This window comes from Streptomyces sp. JLBT605, assembly GCF_058215555.1.
Genome location: NZ_CM177087.1, coordinates 6,485,676 through 6,502,672 on the forward strand (window position 1 = coordinate 6,485,676; position 16,997 = coordinate 6,502,672).

Annotated in this window: 16 protein-coding genes; 14 read left to right on the forward strand and 2 right to left on the reverse strand. The window is 74.2% G+C overall.

Going from position 1 to position 16,997, the window contains the following annotated elements:
- Positions 1-71 precede the first annotated feature (71 nt).
- Genes AC4BDD_RS28105 through AC4BDD_RS28150 form a run of 10 tightly spaced genes read left to right on the forward strand, consistent with a single transcriptional unit; the run spans position 72 to position 11,836 of the window.
- On the forward strand, positions 72-1,325 hold the full coding sequence (locus AC4BDD_RS28105) for an ATP-grasp domain-containing protein (protein ID WP_490688263.1): 1,254 nt from the start codon (positions 72-74) through the stop codon (positions 1,323-1,325).
- The gene (locus tag AC4BDD_RS28110) at positions 1,322-2,128 is read left to right on the forward strand and encodes a Rossmann-like domain-containing protein (protein ID WP_490688264.1); all 807 of its coding nucleotides are present in this window, start codon (positions 1,322-1,324) and stop codon (positions 2,126-2,128) included. The genes AC4BDD_RS28105 and AC4BDD_RS28110 overlap by 4 nt, the downstream gene beginning before the upstream one ends.
- Positions 2,125-3,219 (forward strand): PLP-dependent cysteine synthase family protein, encoded by a 1,095-nt coding sequence (locus AC4BDD_RS28115; protein ID WP_490688265.1) that lies wholly within the window; start codon positions 2,125-2,127, stop codon positions 3,217-3,219. Before AC4BDD_RS28110 ends, AC4BDD_RS28115 begins: the two co-directional genes overlap by 4 nt.
- Entirely contained in the window at positions 3,216-4,298 is a 1,083-nt protein-coding gene (locus tag AC4BDD_RS28120; RefSeq protein WP_490688266.1) for a dipeptide epimerase, read from the forward strand. The genes AC4BDD_RS28115 and AC4BDD_RS28120 overlap by 4 nt, the downstream gene beginning before the upstream one ends.
- Entirely contained in the window at positions 4,295-5,635 is a 1,341-nt protein-coding gene (locus AC4BDD_RS28125) for an MFS transporter (protein ID WP_490688267.1), read from the forward strand. The genes AC4BDD_RS28120 and AC4BDD_RS28125 overlap by 4 nt, the downstream gene beginning before the upstream one ends.
- A gap of 15 nt (positions 5,636-5,650) precedes the next feature.
- On the forward strand, positions 5,651-6,607 hold the full coding sequence (locus AC4BDD_RS28130) for a class I SAM-dependent DNA methyltransferase (RefSeq protein WP_490688268.1): 957 nt from the start codon (positions 5,651-5,653) through the stop codon (positions 6,605-6,607).
- Between the two features lie 42 nt (positions 6,608-6,649).
- Entirely contained in the window at positions 6,650-8,269 is a 1,620-nt protein-coding gene (locus AC4BDD_RS28135) for an ABC transporter substrate-binding protein (RefSeq protein ID WP_490688269.1), read from the forward strand.
- Positions 8,266-9,219, forward strand: a complete 954-nt coding sequence (locus tag AC4BDD_RS28140) for an ABC transporter permease (protein ID WP_490688270.1) — start codon at positions 8,266-8,268, stop codon at positions 9,217-9,219. Before AC4BDD_RS28135 ends, AC4BDD_RS28140 begins: the two co-directional genes overlap by 4 nt.
- Positions 9,216-10,136, forward strand: coding sequence for an ABC transporter permease (locus AC4BDD_RS28145; protein WP_490688271.1), 921 nt, complete (start codon positions 9,216-9,218; stop codon positions 10,134-10,136). The genes AC4BDD_RS28140 and AC4BDD_RS28145 overlap by 4 nt, the downstream gene beginning before the upstream one ends.
- Positions 10,133-11,836 carry an ABC transporter ATP-binding protein gene (locus AC4BDD_RS28150; protein WP_490688272.1) on the forward strand — a complete coding sequence of 568 codons (1,704 nt, stop codon included), beginning with the start codon at positions 10,133-10,135 and terminating at the stop codon, positions 11,834-11,836. The genes AC4BDD_RS28145 and AC4BDD_RS28150 overlap by 4 nt, the downstream gene beginning before the upstream one ends.
- Here AC4BDD_RS28150 and AC4BDD_RS28155 read toward each other — a convergent pair.
- Entirely contained in the window at positions 11,800-12,366 is a 567-nt protein-coding gene (locus AC4BDD_RS28155; RefSeq protein ID WP_490688273.1) for a putative glycolipid-binding domain-containing protein, read from the reverse strand. The two genes, AC4BDD_RS28150 and AC4BDD_RS28155, sit on opposite strands and share 37 nt — an antisense overlap.
- 191 nt (positions 12,367-12,557) lie before the next feature.
- Here AC4BDD_RS28155 and AC4BDD_RS28160 point away from each other — a divergent pair, with 191 nt between their 5' ends.
- From AC4BDD_RS28160 to AC4BDD_RS28170, 3 genes are all read left to right on the forward strand, one after another.
- Positions 12,558-13,457, forward strand: a complete 900-nt coding sequence (locus tag AC4BDD_RS28160; protein ID WP_490688274.1) for an Fpg/Nei family DNA glycosylase — start codon at positions 12,558-12,560, stop codon at positions 13,455-13,457.
- Between the two features lie 179 nt (positions 13,458-13,636).
- The gene (gene grpE / locus AC4BDD_RS28165; protein ID WP_490688275.1) at positions 13,637-14,134 is read left to right on the forward strand and encodes a nucleotide exchange factor GrpE; all 498 of its coding nucleotides are present in this window, start codon (positions 13,637-13,639) and stop codon (positions 14,132-14,134) included.
- Positions 14,135-14,256: 122 nt separating this feature from the next.
- Positions 14,257-15,510, forward strand: a complete 1,254-nt coding sequence (locus AC4BDD_RS28170) for an FAD-dependent monooxygenase (protein WP_490688276.1) — start codon at positions 14,257-14,259, stop codon at positions 15,508-15,510.
- 151 nt (positions 15,511-15,661) lie between these two features.
- Here the strand turns inward: AC4BDD_RS28170 and AC4BDD_RS28175 are convergent, their stop codons facing one another.
- Positions 15,662-15,895 (reverse strand): dodecin, encoded by a 234-nt coding sequence (locus tag AC4BDD_RS28175; protein ID WP_490688277.1) that lies wholly within the window; start codon positions 15,893-15,895, stop codon positions 15,662-15,664.
- Between the two features lie 248 nt (positions 15,896-16,143).
- On the opposite strand from AC4BDD_RS28175, the gene AC4BDD_RS28180 reads away from it, so the two are divergent.
- Positions 16,144-16,995, forward strand: a complete 852-nt coding sequence (locus tag AC4BDD_RS28180) for a metallophosphoesterase family protein (protein WP_490688278.1) — start codon at positions 16,144-16,146, stop codon at positions 16,993-16,995.
- The last annotated feature ends 2 nt before the right edge of the window (positions 16,996-16,997 follow it).

The window sequence follows — 16,997 nt, forward strand, 5'->3', positions numbered from 1 at the left end:
GGCTCGGTCAAAGCTTCGAGACGAAGTCCCGATGCGAAGCCCCGATGCAAGGCCCGAGACGAAGGAGAGCCGTGGGTCATCTGCTGATGGTCGAAAGCTGGGTCGGATCGATGAGCAGGCTGCTGCCGCGGGCGATCCGCGAGGGCGGCCACCAATTCACCTTCCTCACCCGCGATCTCCACCACTACCTGCGGTCCGCCCCCGAGGGGACGGCTCACCCGCTGCTCGCGGCCACCCATGTGCTGACCGCCGACACCAACGACGCCGACGCCCTGCTGCCGCATGTCGCCCGGCTGCACGAGGTGTTGCGCTTCGACGGCGTCCTCACCTCCTGCGACTACTACCTGCCCACCGTCGCCCGGATCGCCGGCCACCTCGGTCTGCCCGGCGCCGCGCCCGAAGCCGTGCACGCCGCCTGCCGCAAGGACGCCACCCGCCGCACGCTGGCCGCGGCGGGCGTGCCCGGTCCCCGCTTCGCGGTCTGCGACGACTGGCCGGCCACCGCCCGGGCGGCCCGCGAGATCGGCTACCCGCTCGTGCTCAAACCGGTGGACCTGTGCGCCGGGATGTACGTACGCCGGATCGACGACGAACGGCAGCTGGCCGCCGCCCACCGGGAACTGGCCGGATTCCCGGTCAACGCGCGAGGCCAGCGGCGCGCCCCGCAGGTGCTCCTCGAAGAGCTGCTCCAGGGCCCCGAAGTCAGCGTGGAGACGGTCTCGTGCCGCGGCACCACCGAGGTGGTCGGGGTGACCGACAAGAGCGTCGGCGGTGCCCCCGCCTTCATCGAGACCGGCCACATGTTCCCCGCCGACCTTGCCCAGACCGACGCCGCCGCGGCCTCGCGGACCGCGCTCGCCGCCCTCGCCGCCCTGGGCCTGGACGACGTCGTCGCCCACACCGAGATCAAACTCACCCCCGACGGCCCCCGGGTCGTCGAGGTCAACCCGCGCCCGGCGGGCAACCGCATCACCGAACTCGTCCGCCACGTCACCGGCATCGACCTCGCCGCGGCCTGCGTGGACGTCGCCCTCGGCCGCCGCCCCGACCTCAACGCCCGCGACACCGGGCTGCGCAGCGCCGCCATCGGCTTCCTGGTGCCCCAGACCACCGGCACCCTGGAGCACATCGACGGCCAGGACGCCCTGGACGCCCCCGGCGTCCTGGAAGTCCACCTCGCCGCGCCCGGCACGACGGTGACGGCGGCGGACAGCAACAACGCCTACCTCGGCCATGTGATGGCCGCCGACACCACCGGCCCCGGCGCCCGCCGCGAGGCTGAGCGAATGCTCGCCGGACTGCGGCCGCGGGTGGTGAACCGATGAGCTGTTACGAGGACCTGATACGCCGGGTCCGTGCCGGACGGGTCGGCCCCGACCCGCGCCGCCAGCGGATCTCCGTCGCCTTCACCACCAGCCAGGCGGTCCGCCACGAAGGGCGCGCCGGAGGCTACCGCAACGAGGTGCTGAGCCTGCGGCTGGCCGGGGCCGTCGGCTCCTGCGCCGTCGAACCCGGCACGCTCTTTGCCACCGCCCTCGACACCTGCGTCGGCGCGGACATCGACACCCTGCTGGACCACCCGCTGCGGCCGGTGCGGATCGCCGCCCTCGACGCCTATCTGATGCACACCGCGCCGCACACCGGCCCGGCCAGCGGCGCCCGGCCCTGGCCGCTGCCGGGCGGCACCTCGTTGGAGAAGTCCCGTGCCCGCGCCCAGGGCGTCGTCGGCCTGCTCGACCTCGCCCCGGGCGGGACCGTCCTGGTCGTCGGCGTCGTCAACTCCCTGCTGGAGGCGGTGCGGGCCCGCGGCCTGACGCCCATCCCCTGCGACCTCAAGGGCGGCACCACCGAATGGGGCGAGCCCATCGCCACCGACGCGACCGCCGCACTCGACCGCTGCGACGCCATCCTCGCCTCCGGCATGACCCTGGGCAACGACACCTTCGAGACGCTGCGCGCGCACGCCGCCCGGCACGGCAAACCGCTGGTGATGTTCGCCCAGACCGGCAGCGCCGTACTGCCGCACTTCCTGGGCGCCGGGGTCAGCGCCGTCTGCGCCGAGCCCTACCCCTTCTTCTGGCTCGACGGCGGGCCGGGCTTCGTCTACCGCTACGGAGGCGCCCGGTGACCGCGCCCACCCTGCACACCACCCGCGCCAACCCCGACCTGCTCACCCTGCTCGGCCGCACCCCGCTGGCCCGGATCGGCTGCGACCTGCCCTGCCCCCAACCCGGCTTCTGGGCCAAGCTGGAAGCACTCGGCGCGGGCGGCATGAAGGCCCGCGCCGCGGTGTCCATGCTGCTCGGCGCCCGCCGGCGCGGCGAACTCGCGCCCGGCGCGCCCGTGGTGGAGTCGACCTCCGGCACCCTCGGCATCGGGCTCGCCTTCGCCGGCCAGGCCCTCGGCCACCCCGTCGTCCTGGTCGGCGACGCCGACCTCGAACCGGCGATGCGCCGGATGCTGCGCGCCCACGGAGCCCGCCTGGAGCTGGTCGACCGCCCCGCCGCCACCGGCGGCTGGCAGGCCGCCCGGCTGACCCGGCTGCGCGAACTGCTCGCCGAACTCCCCGGCGCCTACTGGCCCGACCAGTACAACAACCCCGACAACATCGCCGGCTACGCCTCGCTGGCCGCCGAACTCGCCACCCAACTCGACCACCTCGACGTCCTGGTGTGCAGCGTCGGCACCGGCGGCCACAGCGCCGGCATCGTCGCCCCGCTGCGCCGCCACTGGCCCGCCCTGCGCCTCATCGGCGTCGACGCCACCGGCTCGACCATCTTCGGCCAGCCCGCCCGCAGCCGCCTCATGCGCGGCCTGGGCAGCAGCATCCACCCGCGCAACGTCGCCTACGACGCCTTCGACGAGATCCACTGGGTCGGCCCCGCCGAGGCCGCGGACTGCTGCCGCCGGCTGGCCCGCGACAACTTCGTCAGCGGCGGCTGGAGCACCGGGGCCGTCGCCCTCGTCTCCGCCTGGGCCGCCCGCGTCCAGCCCGGCGCCGTCGTCGCCACCGTCTTCCCCGACGGCCCGCACCGCTACCTCGGCACCGTCTACGACGACGACTTCACCCACGCCCACGGCATCGACCCCGCCACCGCCGCCACCCGCCCGGTGGAGATCCCCCATCCGCACGCCGCCGAGGCCATCGGCTGGGCGCGCTGCCGCACCGTCGTCGACCCGCTGCCCCCCACCCCCACACCCCTTGAGGCCCGCGCATGAAAACCCTGCTGCGCACCGTTCGCCTGACGCTCGCCGAGCCACTGCGCATCTCCCGCTCCACCATGACCGCCCGTGACGCGGTCTGGATCAGCGTCGAACACCGCGGCCTGCGCGGCCACGGGGAAGCCGTCGCCAGCGCCTACTTCGGGCTGGACGCGGCCACCTTGCACCGGCTGCTGAGCGACGCCGCGGCCGAGCTGGCCCGCTGCCCCGACCCGGAGACCGCGCTCGCGGCCCTGCGCGAGGAGAACCTGCTCGCCGACGGCACCCCGCCCGCCGTCACCGCCGCCGTGGAGGCCGCCCTGCTCGACCTCGTCGGCAAGCGCGCCGGCGCCGCCGTCCACCAACTGCTCGGCGGCTTCACCCCGCCCGCCGCGGCCACCGCCCGGACCATCTCGATCACCACCCCCGGCCGCGCCGCCGCGCAGGCCGGCTGCCTGGCCGCCGCCGGGTTCACCCTCCTGAAAGCCAAGGCCGGAACCGCCGACCCGGGGGACGACCTCGCCCGGATACGCGCCATCCGCGACGCCGCCCCGCACGTCCGGCTGCTGCTGGACCCCAACGGCGCCTGGACGCCGGCCGAAGCCGCGGCCCTCATCCCGCGCTTCGCCGACCTCGGCGTCGAAGCCGTCGAACAGCCCACCGCCCCCGGCGACCCGGAAGCCCTGGCGGCACTCGCGGCACGCTCCCCGCTGCCCGTCATCGCCGACGAGGACGCCGTCGGCTACGAGGACGTCCGCCGGCTCGCCGGACGGGTCCACGGCGTCAACGTCAAACTCGCCAAGTGCGGCGGCGTACACGCCGCGCTGCGCATCGCCGAACTCCTCACCGGCAGCGGCACCGCGCTGATGCTCGGCTGCCTCACCGCCAGCTCCCTGGGCATCGCCCCCGCCGTCCACCTCGCCGACCGGGCCCGCTGGGTCGACCTGGACGGCCATCTGCTGCTGGCCCACGACCCGTGGAGCGGCATCGGCGGCACCGACGGCACCGTCCGGGTCAGCGACCGCGCCGGACTGGGCGTGCGGCCCCGCGAGACCGGCGAGCGCACCACCCACCGGCAAGGAGCCACCACACGATGACGACGCGGCCGACGACACAGACGACGCACCCGACGACCCAGACCAGGACGACGACACAGACCAAGACGGCGACGGGGAAGACCCGGACCTGGCAGGAGATACGCGGATTCCCGCCCGCCATCCGCCTCCTGCTGATCAACCAGCTCGGCGTCAACACCGGCTTCTACCTGCTCATCCCCTACCTCGCCACGCACCTCGACGAAGACCTGGGGATGTCCGCGGCCGTCATCGGCATCGTCCTGGGCGTCCGCAACCTCAGCCAGCAGGGCCTGTTCATCGTGGGTGGCTCGGCCGCCGACCGACTGGGCGCCCGCGGCGTCATCATCACCGGCTGCGCGCTGCGGACCTGCGGCTTCGCGCTCTTCGCGGTCGGCGACGGGCTGCCGGTGCTGCTCGCCGCCTCGGTGCTCAGCGGACTGGCCGGCGCCCTGTTCAACCCCGCCGTGCGCGCCTACCTCGCACAGGAGGCCGGAGAGCGGAAGGCCGAGGCGTTCGCCCTGTTCAACATGTTCGCGACGACCGGCGCCCTCATCGGCCCGCTGCTCGGCAGCGCCCTGCTGCTGGTGGACTTCCGGGCCTCCGCGCTCACCGCCGCGGGCATCTTCGCTGTCCTCACCGTCGCCCAGGCACTCGTCCTTCCCGCCCGCGCCGTTCCCGCCTCCGGCGGCAGCGTGCTCGGCGACTGGCGCGAGGTGCTCGCCAACCGGGCGTTCCTCGCCTTCTCACTCGCCATGGTCGGCCTGTTCACCATGGAGAACCAGCTGTATCTGCTGATCCCGGACGGGGCGCGGCGGGCGAGCGGCTGGGAGGGCGCGGCCGGGGCGGTCTTCCTCATCGGCACCGCCGCCAACCTCACCCTCCAGATGCGCATCACCCGCGCGCTCAAGGAACGCGGCAGCCGGGCCCGCTGGATCGCGGGCGGTCTGGCCCTGATGGGCCTCGCCTTCCTGCCACCCCTGCTGGCCACCGGATCACCCGCCCCGGGCGGCACCGGGCGGGCCGTACTCGCCCTGCTGCCGGTCCTCGCCGGAGCCCTGCTGCTCTACCTCGGCGCCATGATCGCCCAGCCGTTCGTGATGGAGCTGATCCCCTCCTTCGGCCGCGCCGACCTCACCGGCACCTACTTCGGGATCTTCTACGTCGTCTCCGGCATCGCCGCCGCCGTCGGCAACACCCTCGTCGGCTGGGCCATGGACCAGGCCGCACACGGCGGCACCGAGGCACTGCCCTGGCTGTGCTGCGCCGCCTTCGGCCTGATGTCGGCGGCCGGAGTGGCCTGGCTGCACCGCTTGCGTGCCCTGCCCACCCCTCAGCAGTCCGTCCCCGTCGCCGCCTGAGGAACGCACCCTTCGATGACCGACTCCATGCCTGCCTCCCTGGCCGCCACCGTGTCCGACCCCGTGACCGACCCGTTCTCCGACCCCTGCGCCGACTCCGAGACCAGCCTCACCACCGCCACCGGGTCCGGAAACCTGCTCACCGACCACCCCTCGCTGTACGAGGCCCGGTTCCCCGACCCCGACCGGCGGGCCGCCCGCTGGGCCGAAGCCTGCCTGCGGGCGTACGGCGCCGGGCCCCGCGTCCTGGACCTCGGCTGCGGCACCGGACGCGACGCCGCCCGGCTGCACGCCGCCGGACGCCGCGTGGTGGCCGCCGACCTGTCGGAGGCGATGCTCGACCACGCCCGCGCCCACCACCCCGGACCCACCTACGTCCGCGCCGACATGCGCGACTTCGACCTGGGGGAGCGGGCCTTCGACGCCGTCGTCTGCCTGGACAGCGCCTTCCTGTACTGCCACACCAACGAGGAGTTGGACGGCCTGCTGCGCTCCTGCCGGCGCGCGCTCGCCCCGGGCGGTCTGCTGATCGCCGAGATGCGCAACGGGGCCTTCTTTCTCGGCCGCACCGAACTGCTCGACGCGCCCGCTGTCAGCCGGTTCGCCTGGCAGGGCACCCGCTACCGGTCCGTCACCACGCTGGGCGTGGACCGGGCGGCGCAGCTGCTGCGCCGGGTGCGGGTGTGGACCACCGACGACGGCACGCCACCGGTCGAACAGCGCTCGGCCTGGCGGCTGCTCTTCCCCCAGGAACTGCGGTACGTGCTCGCCACCCACGGCTTCACGGTGCTCGCGCTGCACGACGGGCCGGGCCCGCGCACGGAACCGCCCTGGCAGCCCGGCGACCAGGAGCCGTACGGCCGGCAGCCGGGCGACGCGCGGCCGGGCGATCAGGACCCGGGCGATCAGCAGCCGGGCGCGGCGGACGGCGACCGGCTGCACCTCGTCGCCCGGCTGACGCCGGACGCGTAACGGACGACAACCCCCACCCCCATCCCCCGTAAGGAGCACCCCATGACCCCGTCCCCGGACCGGCACCACCCCGCCCGCACCCCCATCGGCACATCCACCCCCGGTCTGCACCGCCGCGGCTTCCTCGCCGCCACCGGCGCGGCCGGGGCCGCCGGCCTCGGCGCGTTCACCCTCGCCGGATGCGGATCCTCCGGCCCCGCCGACTCCGGTGACGAGGGCGGCAAGCCCAAGCGCGGCGGACGGCTGCGAGCCGCCTTCGCCGGCGGTGGCGCGAGCGAGACCCTCGACCCGCACCTGACCAATCTCTTCGCGGACGCCGCCCGCGCCAAGGCCCTCTTCGACAAGTTGGCCGACTACGGCGCGGACATGTCCGCCGTCCCCCGGCTTGCCTCGGGCTGGGAGCCGAACGCCGGACTCGACCGCTGGAAGGTGACCGTGCGCGAGGCGACCTTCCACGACGGCAAGCCGGTCACCGCCGACGACGTCCTGTACAGCTACCGGCGCATCGCCGACCCGAAGAAGGCCTACCGCGCCAAGGCATCGCTTGAGCCCATCGACCTGGCGGCCAGCCGGGCCACGGACAAGCGCACCATCGAATTCCGGCTCAAGCGGCCCACCGCCGAATTCCCCGACATCCTCGCCGCGTTCGGCGCGTACATCGTCCCCAAGGGCGCCGACGACTTCGACCGCGCACCCATCGGCTCCGGCCCCTTCCGCTTCGTCTCCTTCGCCCCCGGCCGGAAGGCGGTCTTCCGGCGCAACGACGACTACTGGGACGGCGCGCCGCACCTCGACGAGCTGGAGCTGATCGTCGCCAACGAGGAGTCGGCACGCATCAACGCCCTGCTCGGCGGGCAGATCGAGTACGCCCACGAGCTCAACCCGACCACCGCCCGCGCCCATGAGCACGGTGGCCGGATCAGAATCGTCCGACTGCGCAACAGCGCCATGCAGGGCTTCGCGATGAAGACCGACCGGGCGCCCTTCGACGACAAGCGGGTCCGGGAGGCGTTCTTCCTCATCGCCGACCGCCAGGAGCTGATCGACGGCGCCCTCTCCGGCGCGGGCGAAATCGGCAACGACCTCTTCGGCAAGGGATACCAGTACTACGCCGACGGTCTCCCGCAGCGCGAGCAGGACCTGGACCGCGCCCGCCACCTGCTCAAGAGGGCCGGTGCCGAGGACCTCCGGGTCACCCTGGACACCTCGGCCGTCGCCGCGGGATTCACCGAGGCCGCCGGGATCTTCCGTGACCAGGCCGCCAAGGCGGGCGTCACGATCAAGGTCCGGATGGGCAGCAAGGACAGCTACTGGGCCGACATCCTCGACTCCGGCACCCTGTGCTGCTACCGCTCCGGCGCCATGCCCATCGAATCGCACATCTCCCAGCGGCTGCTCACCGACTCCACCACCAACGCCACCCACTGGAAGCACAAGGACTTCGACGCCCTCTACCAGCAGGCCCAGTCCACCAGGGACGACAAGCAGCGCGCCGCGGTCTACGAGCGCATGCAGCGCCGGCTGTACGCCGAGGGCGGATTCCTGATCTGGGGCTTCGCCGACTGGATCGTCGGCACGGCGCGGACGGTGCGCGGCGTGGAAGACCGGGCCCCCGCCAACACCCTGGACTGGGCCCGCTTCGACCGGGTCTGGCTCGCGTGAGCGGTCTGCGCTCCTGGCTGGTGCGGCGGCTGGTCCTGGGGGTGTTGCAGATCGCCGCCCTGGTGGTGCTGGTCTTCGCGCTCACCGAGGCCCTGCCGGGCGACGCCGCCACCTCGCTCGCCGGTGACCAGCCCGATCCGGCGCGGATCGCCGCGATCCGCGAGGAAATGGAGCTGGACCGGCCGGCCTACCAGCGGCTGGCGGACTGGGCGGCCGGGATGGGGCACGGCGACTTCGGCACCTCGCTCGCCTCCGGACGCCCCGTCACCAGCTACCTCTCCGACGGGTTCGGCCCCACCCTGCTGCTCGCCGGGCTGACCGTGGCCCTGCTGGTACCGGTATCGGTCGGGCTAGGGGTGCTCGCCGCGCGCCGCGAAGGCGGCCTGGCCGACCGGTTGATCAGCTCGGCGACCCTGGGCATCTACGCGGTCCCGGAGTTCGCGTTCGGCGTGCTGCTGGTGACGGTCTTCGCCCTCCGGCTGGAGTGGCTGCCGCCCACGGCCGTCGGCTACGGCACCGACCTGGCCGCTCATCCGGCGGCGCTGGTGCTGCCGGTGCTGGTGCTGCTGTCCCGGCCGGTGTGCTCGATCAGCCGGCTGGTGCGCGCCGGCATGATCGACGCGCTGGCCTCGCCGTACGTCGCCCAGGCGCGCCGCTACGGGGTCTCCCGAGCCCGCGTCCGCTATGCCCACGCACTGCCCAACGCCGTCTCGCCGGCGGCACAACAGCTGGCCCGCACCGTCGACTGGCTGCTGTGCGGGGTGATCGTGGTGGAGGCGCTCTTCGTCATCCCGGGCCTGGGCACGGTCCTCATGGACGCGGTGGCGGCGCGGGACGTGCCGGTGGTCCAGGGCCTCGCGGTCGTCTTCGGGCTGGTTTCCGTCACGCTCAATCTCGGCGCCGACCTGGTCGCGCACCGCTTGGCGCCCCGGGCGGGGGTGGCGGCATGACCGGTCGGACGAAGCGGGGCGGACCGAAGCCGGGCGGACCGCGGCAGACCGGGGCGCGGCCGGGTACCTACGGGCCGGCCGGGCCGGGGCGGGGCAGATGCGGACCGGCCAGGGCGAGGCTGGGCAGATACGGGCTGGGCGCGCTGCTGGTCGCGGCCCCGCTGCTGCTGGCCCTGCTCGGGCCGCTGTTCGCAGGTGACCCGGGCGACCGTGCGGCCTCCTTCACCCTCGGCGGCGGCCACTGGCTCGGCACCGACTTCGTCGGACGCGACGTGTGGCGGCAGGTGCTGCTCGGCGGCCGGTCGGTGGTGGTGGTCGCGCTCGCGGCGACCGCGCTGGCCTACGCCGTCGCCCTGCCCCTGGGCCTCACTGCCGCGCTCACCCACCGGCCGTGGCTGGAGGAGGTGCTGATGCGGCCGCTGGATGTGCTGCTGGCGGTGCCGTCCCTGCTGGCGGTACTGCTGGTCGCCTCCGTCTACGCGCCAGGTGCGGCGGGACTGGCGCTGCTGGTCGCCCTGGTGAACATCCCCGACGCGGCCCGCATCGTGCGGGCCACCGCGGCCGAGGTGGCCGCCCGCCCGGCGGTGGAGGCGCTGCGCATGCAGGGCGAGAGCTGGGGGCGGATCGCGCTCGGCTACGTCGGCCGGGCTGTCTTGCGCACCCTCACCGCCGACGCGGGCGTCCGCCTGACCGGGGTCCTCTACCTGGTGGCGACCGCCGCCTTCCTGGGGGTGGGCGTCGAACCGGACGCCGCCGACTGGGCCGTGATGGTGGACCGCAACCGCACCGGGCTGTTCGTGCAGCCCTGGGCCGTGGTCGTCCCCGCCTTGCTGATCGTCGCCCTCTCGATGGGCACCAACCTGCTGTTCGACGCCGCGCTGGCGCGCGACGGCCGGCGAAGGGAGTCCCACCGATGAGCGCGGTGGCCGAAATCCGGGAACTGCGGGTCGAGATCGCCGGCCGGGCCATCGTCGACGGGGTGAGCCTGACCGCCCGTCCCGGCGCGGTGACCGCCCTGATCGGCGCGTCCGGCAGCGGCAAGACCACCACCGGCCTGGCGCTGCTCGGCGAGTACCCGCCCGGCGCGGTGGTGTCGGGCGAGGTCCGGGTCGAGGAAGGGCTGGTCGGCTATGTGCCGCAGCACCCCGCCGCCGTACTCAACCCGGTCCGCCGCGTCGGGGCTCTGCTGCAGGACATCGCCCGCACCCGGGCGCGCGCGCTGCCGCGCCGCGAACGGCGGGACGCGATCCGGGCACGCGTGCTGCGCGCCCTGGAACTCGCCCAGCTCCCGGACGGTGAGGAACTGCTGCGCCGCTACCCGCACCAGCTCTCCGGCGGCCAGCAGCAGCGGGTCGTCATCGCCCAGGCTCTGCTGCTCGGCGCGCGGGTGGTGGTGGCCGACGAACCCACCACCGGACAGGACGCGCTGACCAAGCGGCGGATCGTCGGCGAACTCGCCGCGCTCGCCGCCCAGGGCATCGCGGTGCTGTTGCTCAGCCACGACCTGGAGGTGGTCCGCGAACTCGCCGATGAGATCGTGGTGATGAAGGACGGGCGGGTGGTGGAGTCCGGCCCGGCCGAGCGGATCCGGCTGGCGCCGCGCCACCCGTGGACCCGCGAACTCCTCGCCGCCGCGGCCGCCTCCGCCGCCCGGCCCGCCGCCACCGGGGCCCAGCCTGCCGCCACCTCAGGGCCCGCCGGCGCGCCCGGCTCGGCCGCCCCGGGCGCCGAGACCGCCGCATCCGGCGGATCGGCCGCGCCGCGCCGGCCCGCGGCGCCGGGCGCGGCTGCCGCGCCCGGCGCCCGGCCCTCCGGGGGCGACGGCGCGGTGGTGCTGCGGGCGCGGGCGCTCACCGCGCGGCACGGCCGCGTCGCCGTGCTGCGCGAAGCCGGCCTCGCCGTGCGCTCCGGCCGCTGCCTGGCCGTCGTCGGCCGGTCCGGCAGCGGAAAGACCACCCTCGCCCGGTGCCTGGCCGGGCTGCACCGCGACTACCAGGGCGAGGTGCGACTGGACGGCACACCGCTGCCGCGCAGCCTGCGCGCCCGCAGCCGCGCGCAACTCGCCGCGGTGCAGTACGTCTTCCAGGACGCCCGGGCGGCCTTCGACCCGTACCGGCCGGTGCTCGGCCAGGTGGCCCGTACCGCGGTGCGGCTGCGCGGCGCCACCCCCGGCGAGGCCGCCGCCGAGGCGCGGGAGACGCTCGCCGGGATGGGGCTGGACGAGAAGCTGGTGCGGCGGCGGCCCGGCGAACTCTCCGGCGGGGAACTCCAGCGCGCCGCGCTCGCCCGCGCGCTGCTGGCCCGGCCCCGGGTGCTGATCTGTGACGAGATCACCTCCGGCCTGGACCCGGTCACCCGGCGCGGCATCCTCGACCTGCTGGCAGGGCCGCTGCGGGAACGCGACGACCTGGCCCTGGTGCTGATCACCCATGACCTGGACGCCGCGGCGCCGGCCGACCGGATCGCCGTCCTCGACGCGGGCGAGATCGTCGAACAGGGCCCCACCGCCCAGGTGCTGGACCGGCCCGCCCACCCGTTCACCGCGGCTCTGGTGGCGGCGTCAGGCCGACCGCCGGGGCATCAGTCGGTGCGGAGCAGGTGTCCGATGCCGGGGTAGGTGAGCACCAGCCCGTCCCGGCCGAACTCGACATCGCTGGAGAAGTCCCCCGACGCGTAGCGGATCCGCGCCCCGCGCTCCGTCACCCCCACATGCGTGTACGTCTGCCGGGACGGTCGGACGGTCAGATCGGGCACCGACACCCAGGCCATCAGGAACTCCCGCTCACCCGGATTGGTGTGCAACTGATGGCGGAGCACCGGCATCGTGTTGGTCATCGGCGACATGCCCAGATCGCAGTCGAGCGCGCCGTCCACCTCGGGCAGCGGCTTGCCGCCGGCCGTCCAGGTGCCGCCGTCGTGCCGCAGGTCCAGGCGGCGGCTGCCGGACACCGTCTCGGCGGTGATCTGGAGGCGCCGGGTCACATAGCCGTGGCCGGTCTCCAGCTCGTACGCCATCCAGTACGGCTCGGGGCGCAGCGCCAGCACCCGGCCCTGGGCCCGCAGTCCGGTGCCCGAGATCGTCACCCACGCCGTCTCGTACCCGCCGCTCCCGGTGACCTCCCAGGTCACCACATGCTGCTCGGTCATCCGTCCCCTCCAGGGCAGCCGGGCGCAAGGAGCACTCGCGCATGAGCCGGACATACCGCCATCGCGCAGGCTACCGGCATCGCCCAGGGGCGCCGGATGCCATGTCACCGCCGGATCGACCGCCGTCAGCACCGGCAGACCGGGAGGCCGGCTGCGGTTGCCGGGCGGGCGGGCTGCGGCAGACTGGTGCCATGCCGGAGCTGCCCGAGGTGGAGGCCCTCGCCGGGTTTCTGACCGAGCACGCCGTCGGCCGGGAGATCGCCCATGTGTACCCGGTCGCGGTGAGCGTGCTGAAGACCTACGATCCGCCGGTCGGCGCGCTGGAGGGGCGTACCGTCCGCGCGGCCCGGCGGCACGGCAAGTTCCTCGACCTCACCACCGAGGACGGTCCGCATCTGATCGTCCATCTCGCGCGGGCCGGCTGGCTGCGCTGGCGGACCGATCTGCCGCCCATCCCGCCGCGCCCGGGCCGGGGGCCGCTGGCGCTGCGCGCCGTGCTGGCGGAGCCGGCGGGCGGCCCCGCCGGGGAGGGCGCGGGGCAGGGCAGCGGCTTCGACCTCACCGAGGCGGGCACCAAGAAGGGGCTCGCGGTGTACGTCGTGCACGACCCGCAGGCGGTGCCGGGCATCGCCCGGCTGGGTCCGGACCCGCTCGCCGAGGGTTTCGGCCCGGAGGTGTTCGCCGGGCTGCTGCGGGGTGTGCGGCACCAGATCAAAGGGGTCCTGCGTGACCAGTCCGTCATCGCGGGCATCGGCAACGCCTACTCGGACGAGATCCTGCACGCGGCGCGGATGTCACCCTTCCGGCTCGCGGCCGACCTGACCGAGAACGAGACCGAAGCCCTCTACCAGGCGCTGCGTTCCACACTGTCGGACGCCGTCGAGCGCTCCCGCGGGCTGGCGGCCGGAGATCTCAAGGCGGAGAAGAAGACCGGGATGCGGGTGCACGGGCGGACCGGCGAGCCCTGCCCGGTCTGCGGTGACACCATCCTGGAAGTGTCCTATCGGGACTCCTCCCTCCAGTACTGCCCCACCTGCCAGACCGGTGGCAAGCCGCTGGCCGACCGACGGATGTCCCGCCTGCTGAAGTAGCCGGGACACGCCGGTGAAGGAACATGGCGATGTGCTGTACGCGCCGGTGGCCTGGCGGCACACTGGGCATCCCCACCACCGCCTCCGTACGGAGACCGCCCTTGGCCCCCGCCTTGGCATGATCAGGATGAACCGACGCCGTCGGCGATGGCCCGGACATCGCCACAGGGGAGACGACGATGTCATGGAACCCACTCACCCGAAGCCGGCTGGCCCGGCTGCGCGCCGAGAACGAACTGCTGCGCGCCGAGGCCGCCGAACTCCGCGCCGAGCAGCTGAGCCGGCGCGCCGAGGCGGACCAACCGCACCCGGTGGTGCCCGAACTGCTCCGGCTGGCCGACTGGTTGACCGACCTCACCGAGGGCGGCGACGGACCGGCCGACCCTGAGCAGGCGGCGGTCGCGTTGCGCTGGCTGGACGGCCGGCTCATCCGGCTCTTCGCCGCCTGCGACGTCGCCGATGTGCACGACGAGGGCGCGATCGACCCGTCCCGGCACGAGATCGTCGGCAGCCGGCCGGCGGACGACGGCCGTCCGGTCGGCTCGATAGCCCGGACGGTGCGGCGCGGATACGTCTGGCGCGGCCAGGTGCTCCGCCCCCAGCAGGTGATCGCCTACACCGAGGCCCCCTCCGAGCAGCTCGCCGAGAAACCCGCTGACGACGCGCAAACCGGCTGAACTCCCCCTGCTGCTCGCACGGTTGACCGGCTCGTAGCCGGTCCGGGGTCTGGACGGTGCGGATCGGTCCTGATAGCGCTGTTCCGCGAACGCATGCCCGACCCCGACCCGTATGGAGCAGCATGACCAACGCCCTGATCATCGGTGGCGGTATCGCCGGAGTGGTGACCGCCATGGCCCTGCGGAAGGCCGGGATCGACGCGGTCGTCCACGAGGCGTACCCCAGTGGCGCGGACGACGTGGGCGCGTTCCTCACCGTCTTCGCCAACGGGGTCGAGGCGCTGCGCACCATCGACGCCCACGAGCCGCTGCTCGCCCACTCCTTCCCCGCCGACCGGGTCGACTTCGTCAGCAACACCGGCAAGCGGCTCGGCTCGCGGCCGATCGCCGGACGCCGGGACCGCGCACCCGGCGCGGCGGGACCCCGCACGCTCAAGCGCGCCACCCTCTACCGGGTGCTGCACGAGGAGGCGGAGCGGCGTGGGGTGCGCATCGAGCACGGCAAGCGCTTCGTCGCCGCGCACACCACGCCGCACGGGACCATGGTTGCCTCCTTCGCCGACGGCGGCCGCGCGCAGGGCGACGTGCTCATCGGCGCGGACGGCATCCACTCGACGACCCGGAAGTTCATCGACGCGGCGGCGCCGCGGCCCCGGTACACGGGCCAGACCACGGTCTGCGGCTACACCCGGGACGTCCCCGAACCCCCCGAGCCCGGCGCCTACACCATGATCTACGGCAGGCACGCCTTCTTCGGCTGCACGGTGGCCCCGGACGGTGAGGTCTGGTGGTTCGCCAACGTGCCCGGCCCCGAACTGCCCAAGGAGCAGCTGGCGGCCGTCACGCCGGACCAGTGGCGGGACCGCGTCGCCGGGCTCTTCGCGGAGGACCGGACCCCGGCCGCCGGCATCGTCCGCGCCACCGGGGACTCCATCGTCGCCAGCGGCGCCTACGACATCGCCTCCACCCCCACCTGGTCCCGCGAGGCGATGATCGTCATCGGGGACGCGGCGCACGCCGCCGCGCCCAACGCCGCCCAGGGTGCCTCGATGGCGATCGAGGACGGTGTGATGCTCGCCAGGTGTCTGCGCGACCTGCCCCCGCGACGGGCGTTCGCCGCCTTCGAGGCGCTGCGCCGGGAGCGGGTGGAGCGGGTGGTGGCCGCCAGCGCCGCGATGTCACGCCACACCACCCCGGGCCCGGTGGGCCGGATACTGCGGGACACCGTGCTGCCGTACCGGCTGGGCCGGGCGAGCGCGGGCGCCGACGACTGGCTCACCGGCCACCGCATCGACTGGGAGGCGCCCGTCAGGGACCGCCCCGCCGGTCAGGGGGCGTCCGGGGCGTCCGACGGGGCCGCGCGGCGTCGGGCCTGAGGCGCCTGTGTGCCCCCGCGTCAACTCCCGTACGCTGCTGCTCAGGCAGGACGCGCGGCACGCGCGGGCCGGACACGGATGAGCGGGACGATGCCGGACCGCTGAAGAGGGGGAGACATGGGGAAGCACAGGCGTGGCGACTGAGGGCGCCTCAGGAGCCGCTGGAGCCGCTCCCCGGGTCCTCCAGACGGAAGCCGACCTTCAGACCCACCTGGTAGTGCTCCGGCCTGCCGTCCAGCATCTGGCCGCGGATCTGCGTGACCTCGAACCAGTCCAGGTTGCGCAGGGTCTGCGCGGCGCGCGCGAGGCCGTTGCGGATGGCGTCGTCGAGGCCCTCGTGCGAAGAGCCGACGATCTCGGTCACCCGATAGGTGTGCTGGGACATGGCGGCCCTTCCGTTCCGTGCCGTGGTCCGGTTCGCGCTCCGTGCGGTGGTCCGGTTGTCCCTCCCACGGTGCCCCAGCGGGCCGGGGTGCGCGAGCCGGACGTGGCGATGGTGCCGCCGGGGCCCGCGGCCCGCCGGCCGGGCGGCCACCGCACCGCGGCGGGCCGGGGCACCGGACGGTGTCCCGCCGTGGCAGGACACACCGCGACCGAACCGACGACGATGACCTTCGGGAGACAGGAGAAGTAATGGGCGGCACGCACCGGGGCGAGCTTCTCGCCATCAGCGACCTGCACGTGGCCTACGAGGAGAACCGGGCGATCGTGGAGCGGCTGCGGCCGGGCTCCGACGACGACTGGGTGATCGTCGCCGGGGACGTCGGCGAGTTGTCCACGGACATCGAATGGGCACTGGGCCTGCTGAGCGAACGGTTCGCCAAGGTCATCTGGTCGCCGGGCAACCACGAGCTGTGGACCCATCCCAAGGATCCGCTCGACCTGCGCGGCGTCGCCCGCTACCAGCACCTGGTCGAGATGTGCCGCGCCAAGGGAATCGTCACCCCCGAGGACCCGTACCCGGTGTGGCGGGGCAGCGGCGGCCCGCTGACCATCGCGCCGCTGTTCCTCCTCTACGACTACACCTTCCGGATCGACGGCATCCACACCAAGGAAGCGGCGCTCGCCCACGCCCACGAGGCCGGTGTGATCTGCACCGACGAGCACTTCCTGCACCCGGACCCGTACCCGACCCTCGACGCCTGGTGCCGGGCCCGGGTCGCGGAGACCGAGCGGCGGCTCGCCGCCTGCGACCCCGAGCTGCGGACCGTGCTCATCAACCACTGGCCGCTCACCCGGCTGCCCACCCAGGTGCTCCGCTACCCCGACTTCGCGCTGTGGTGCGGCACCGAGCTGACCGCCGACTGGCATGTGCGGTTCCGCGCCGAGACGGTCGTCTACGGCCATCTGCACATCCCGCGGGTGACCGTGGAGGACGGGGTGCGCTTCCAGGAGGTGTCCGTCGGGTACCCCCGGGAGTGGAAGCGACACGGCAGGCTCCCGCAGGACCCGCTGCGCCGCATCCTGCCCGTCCCGGTGAGCTGACG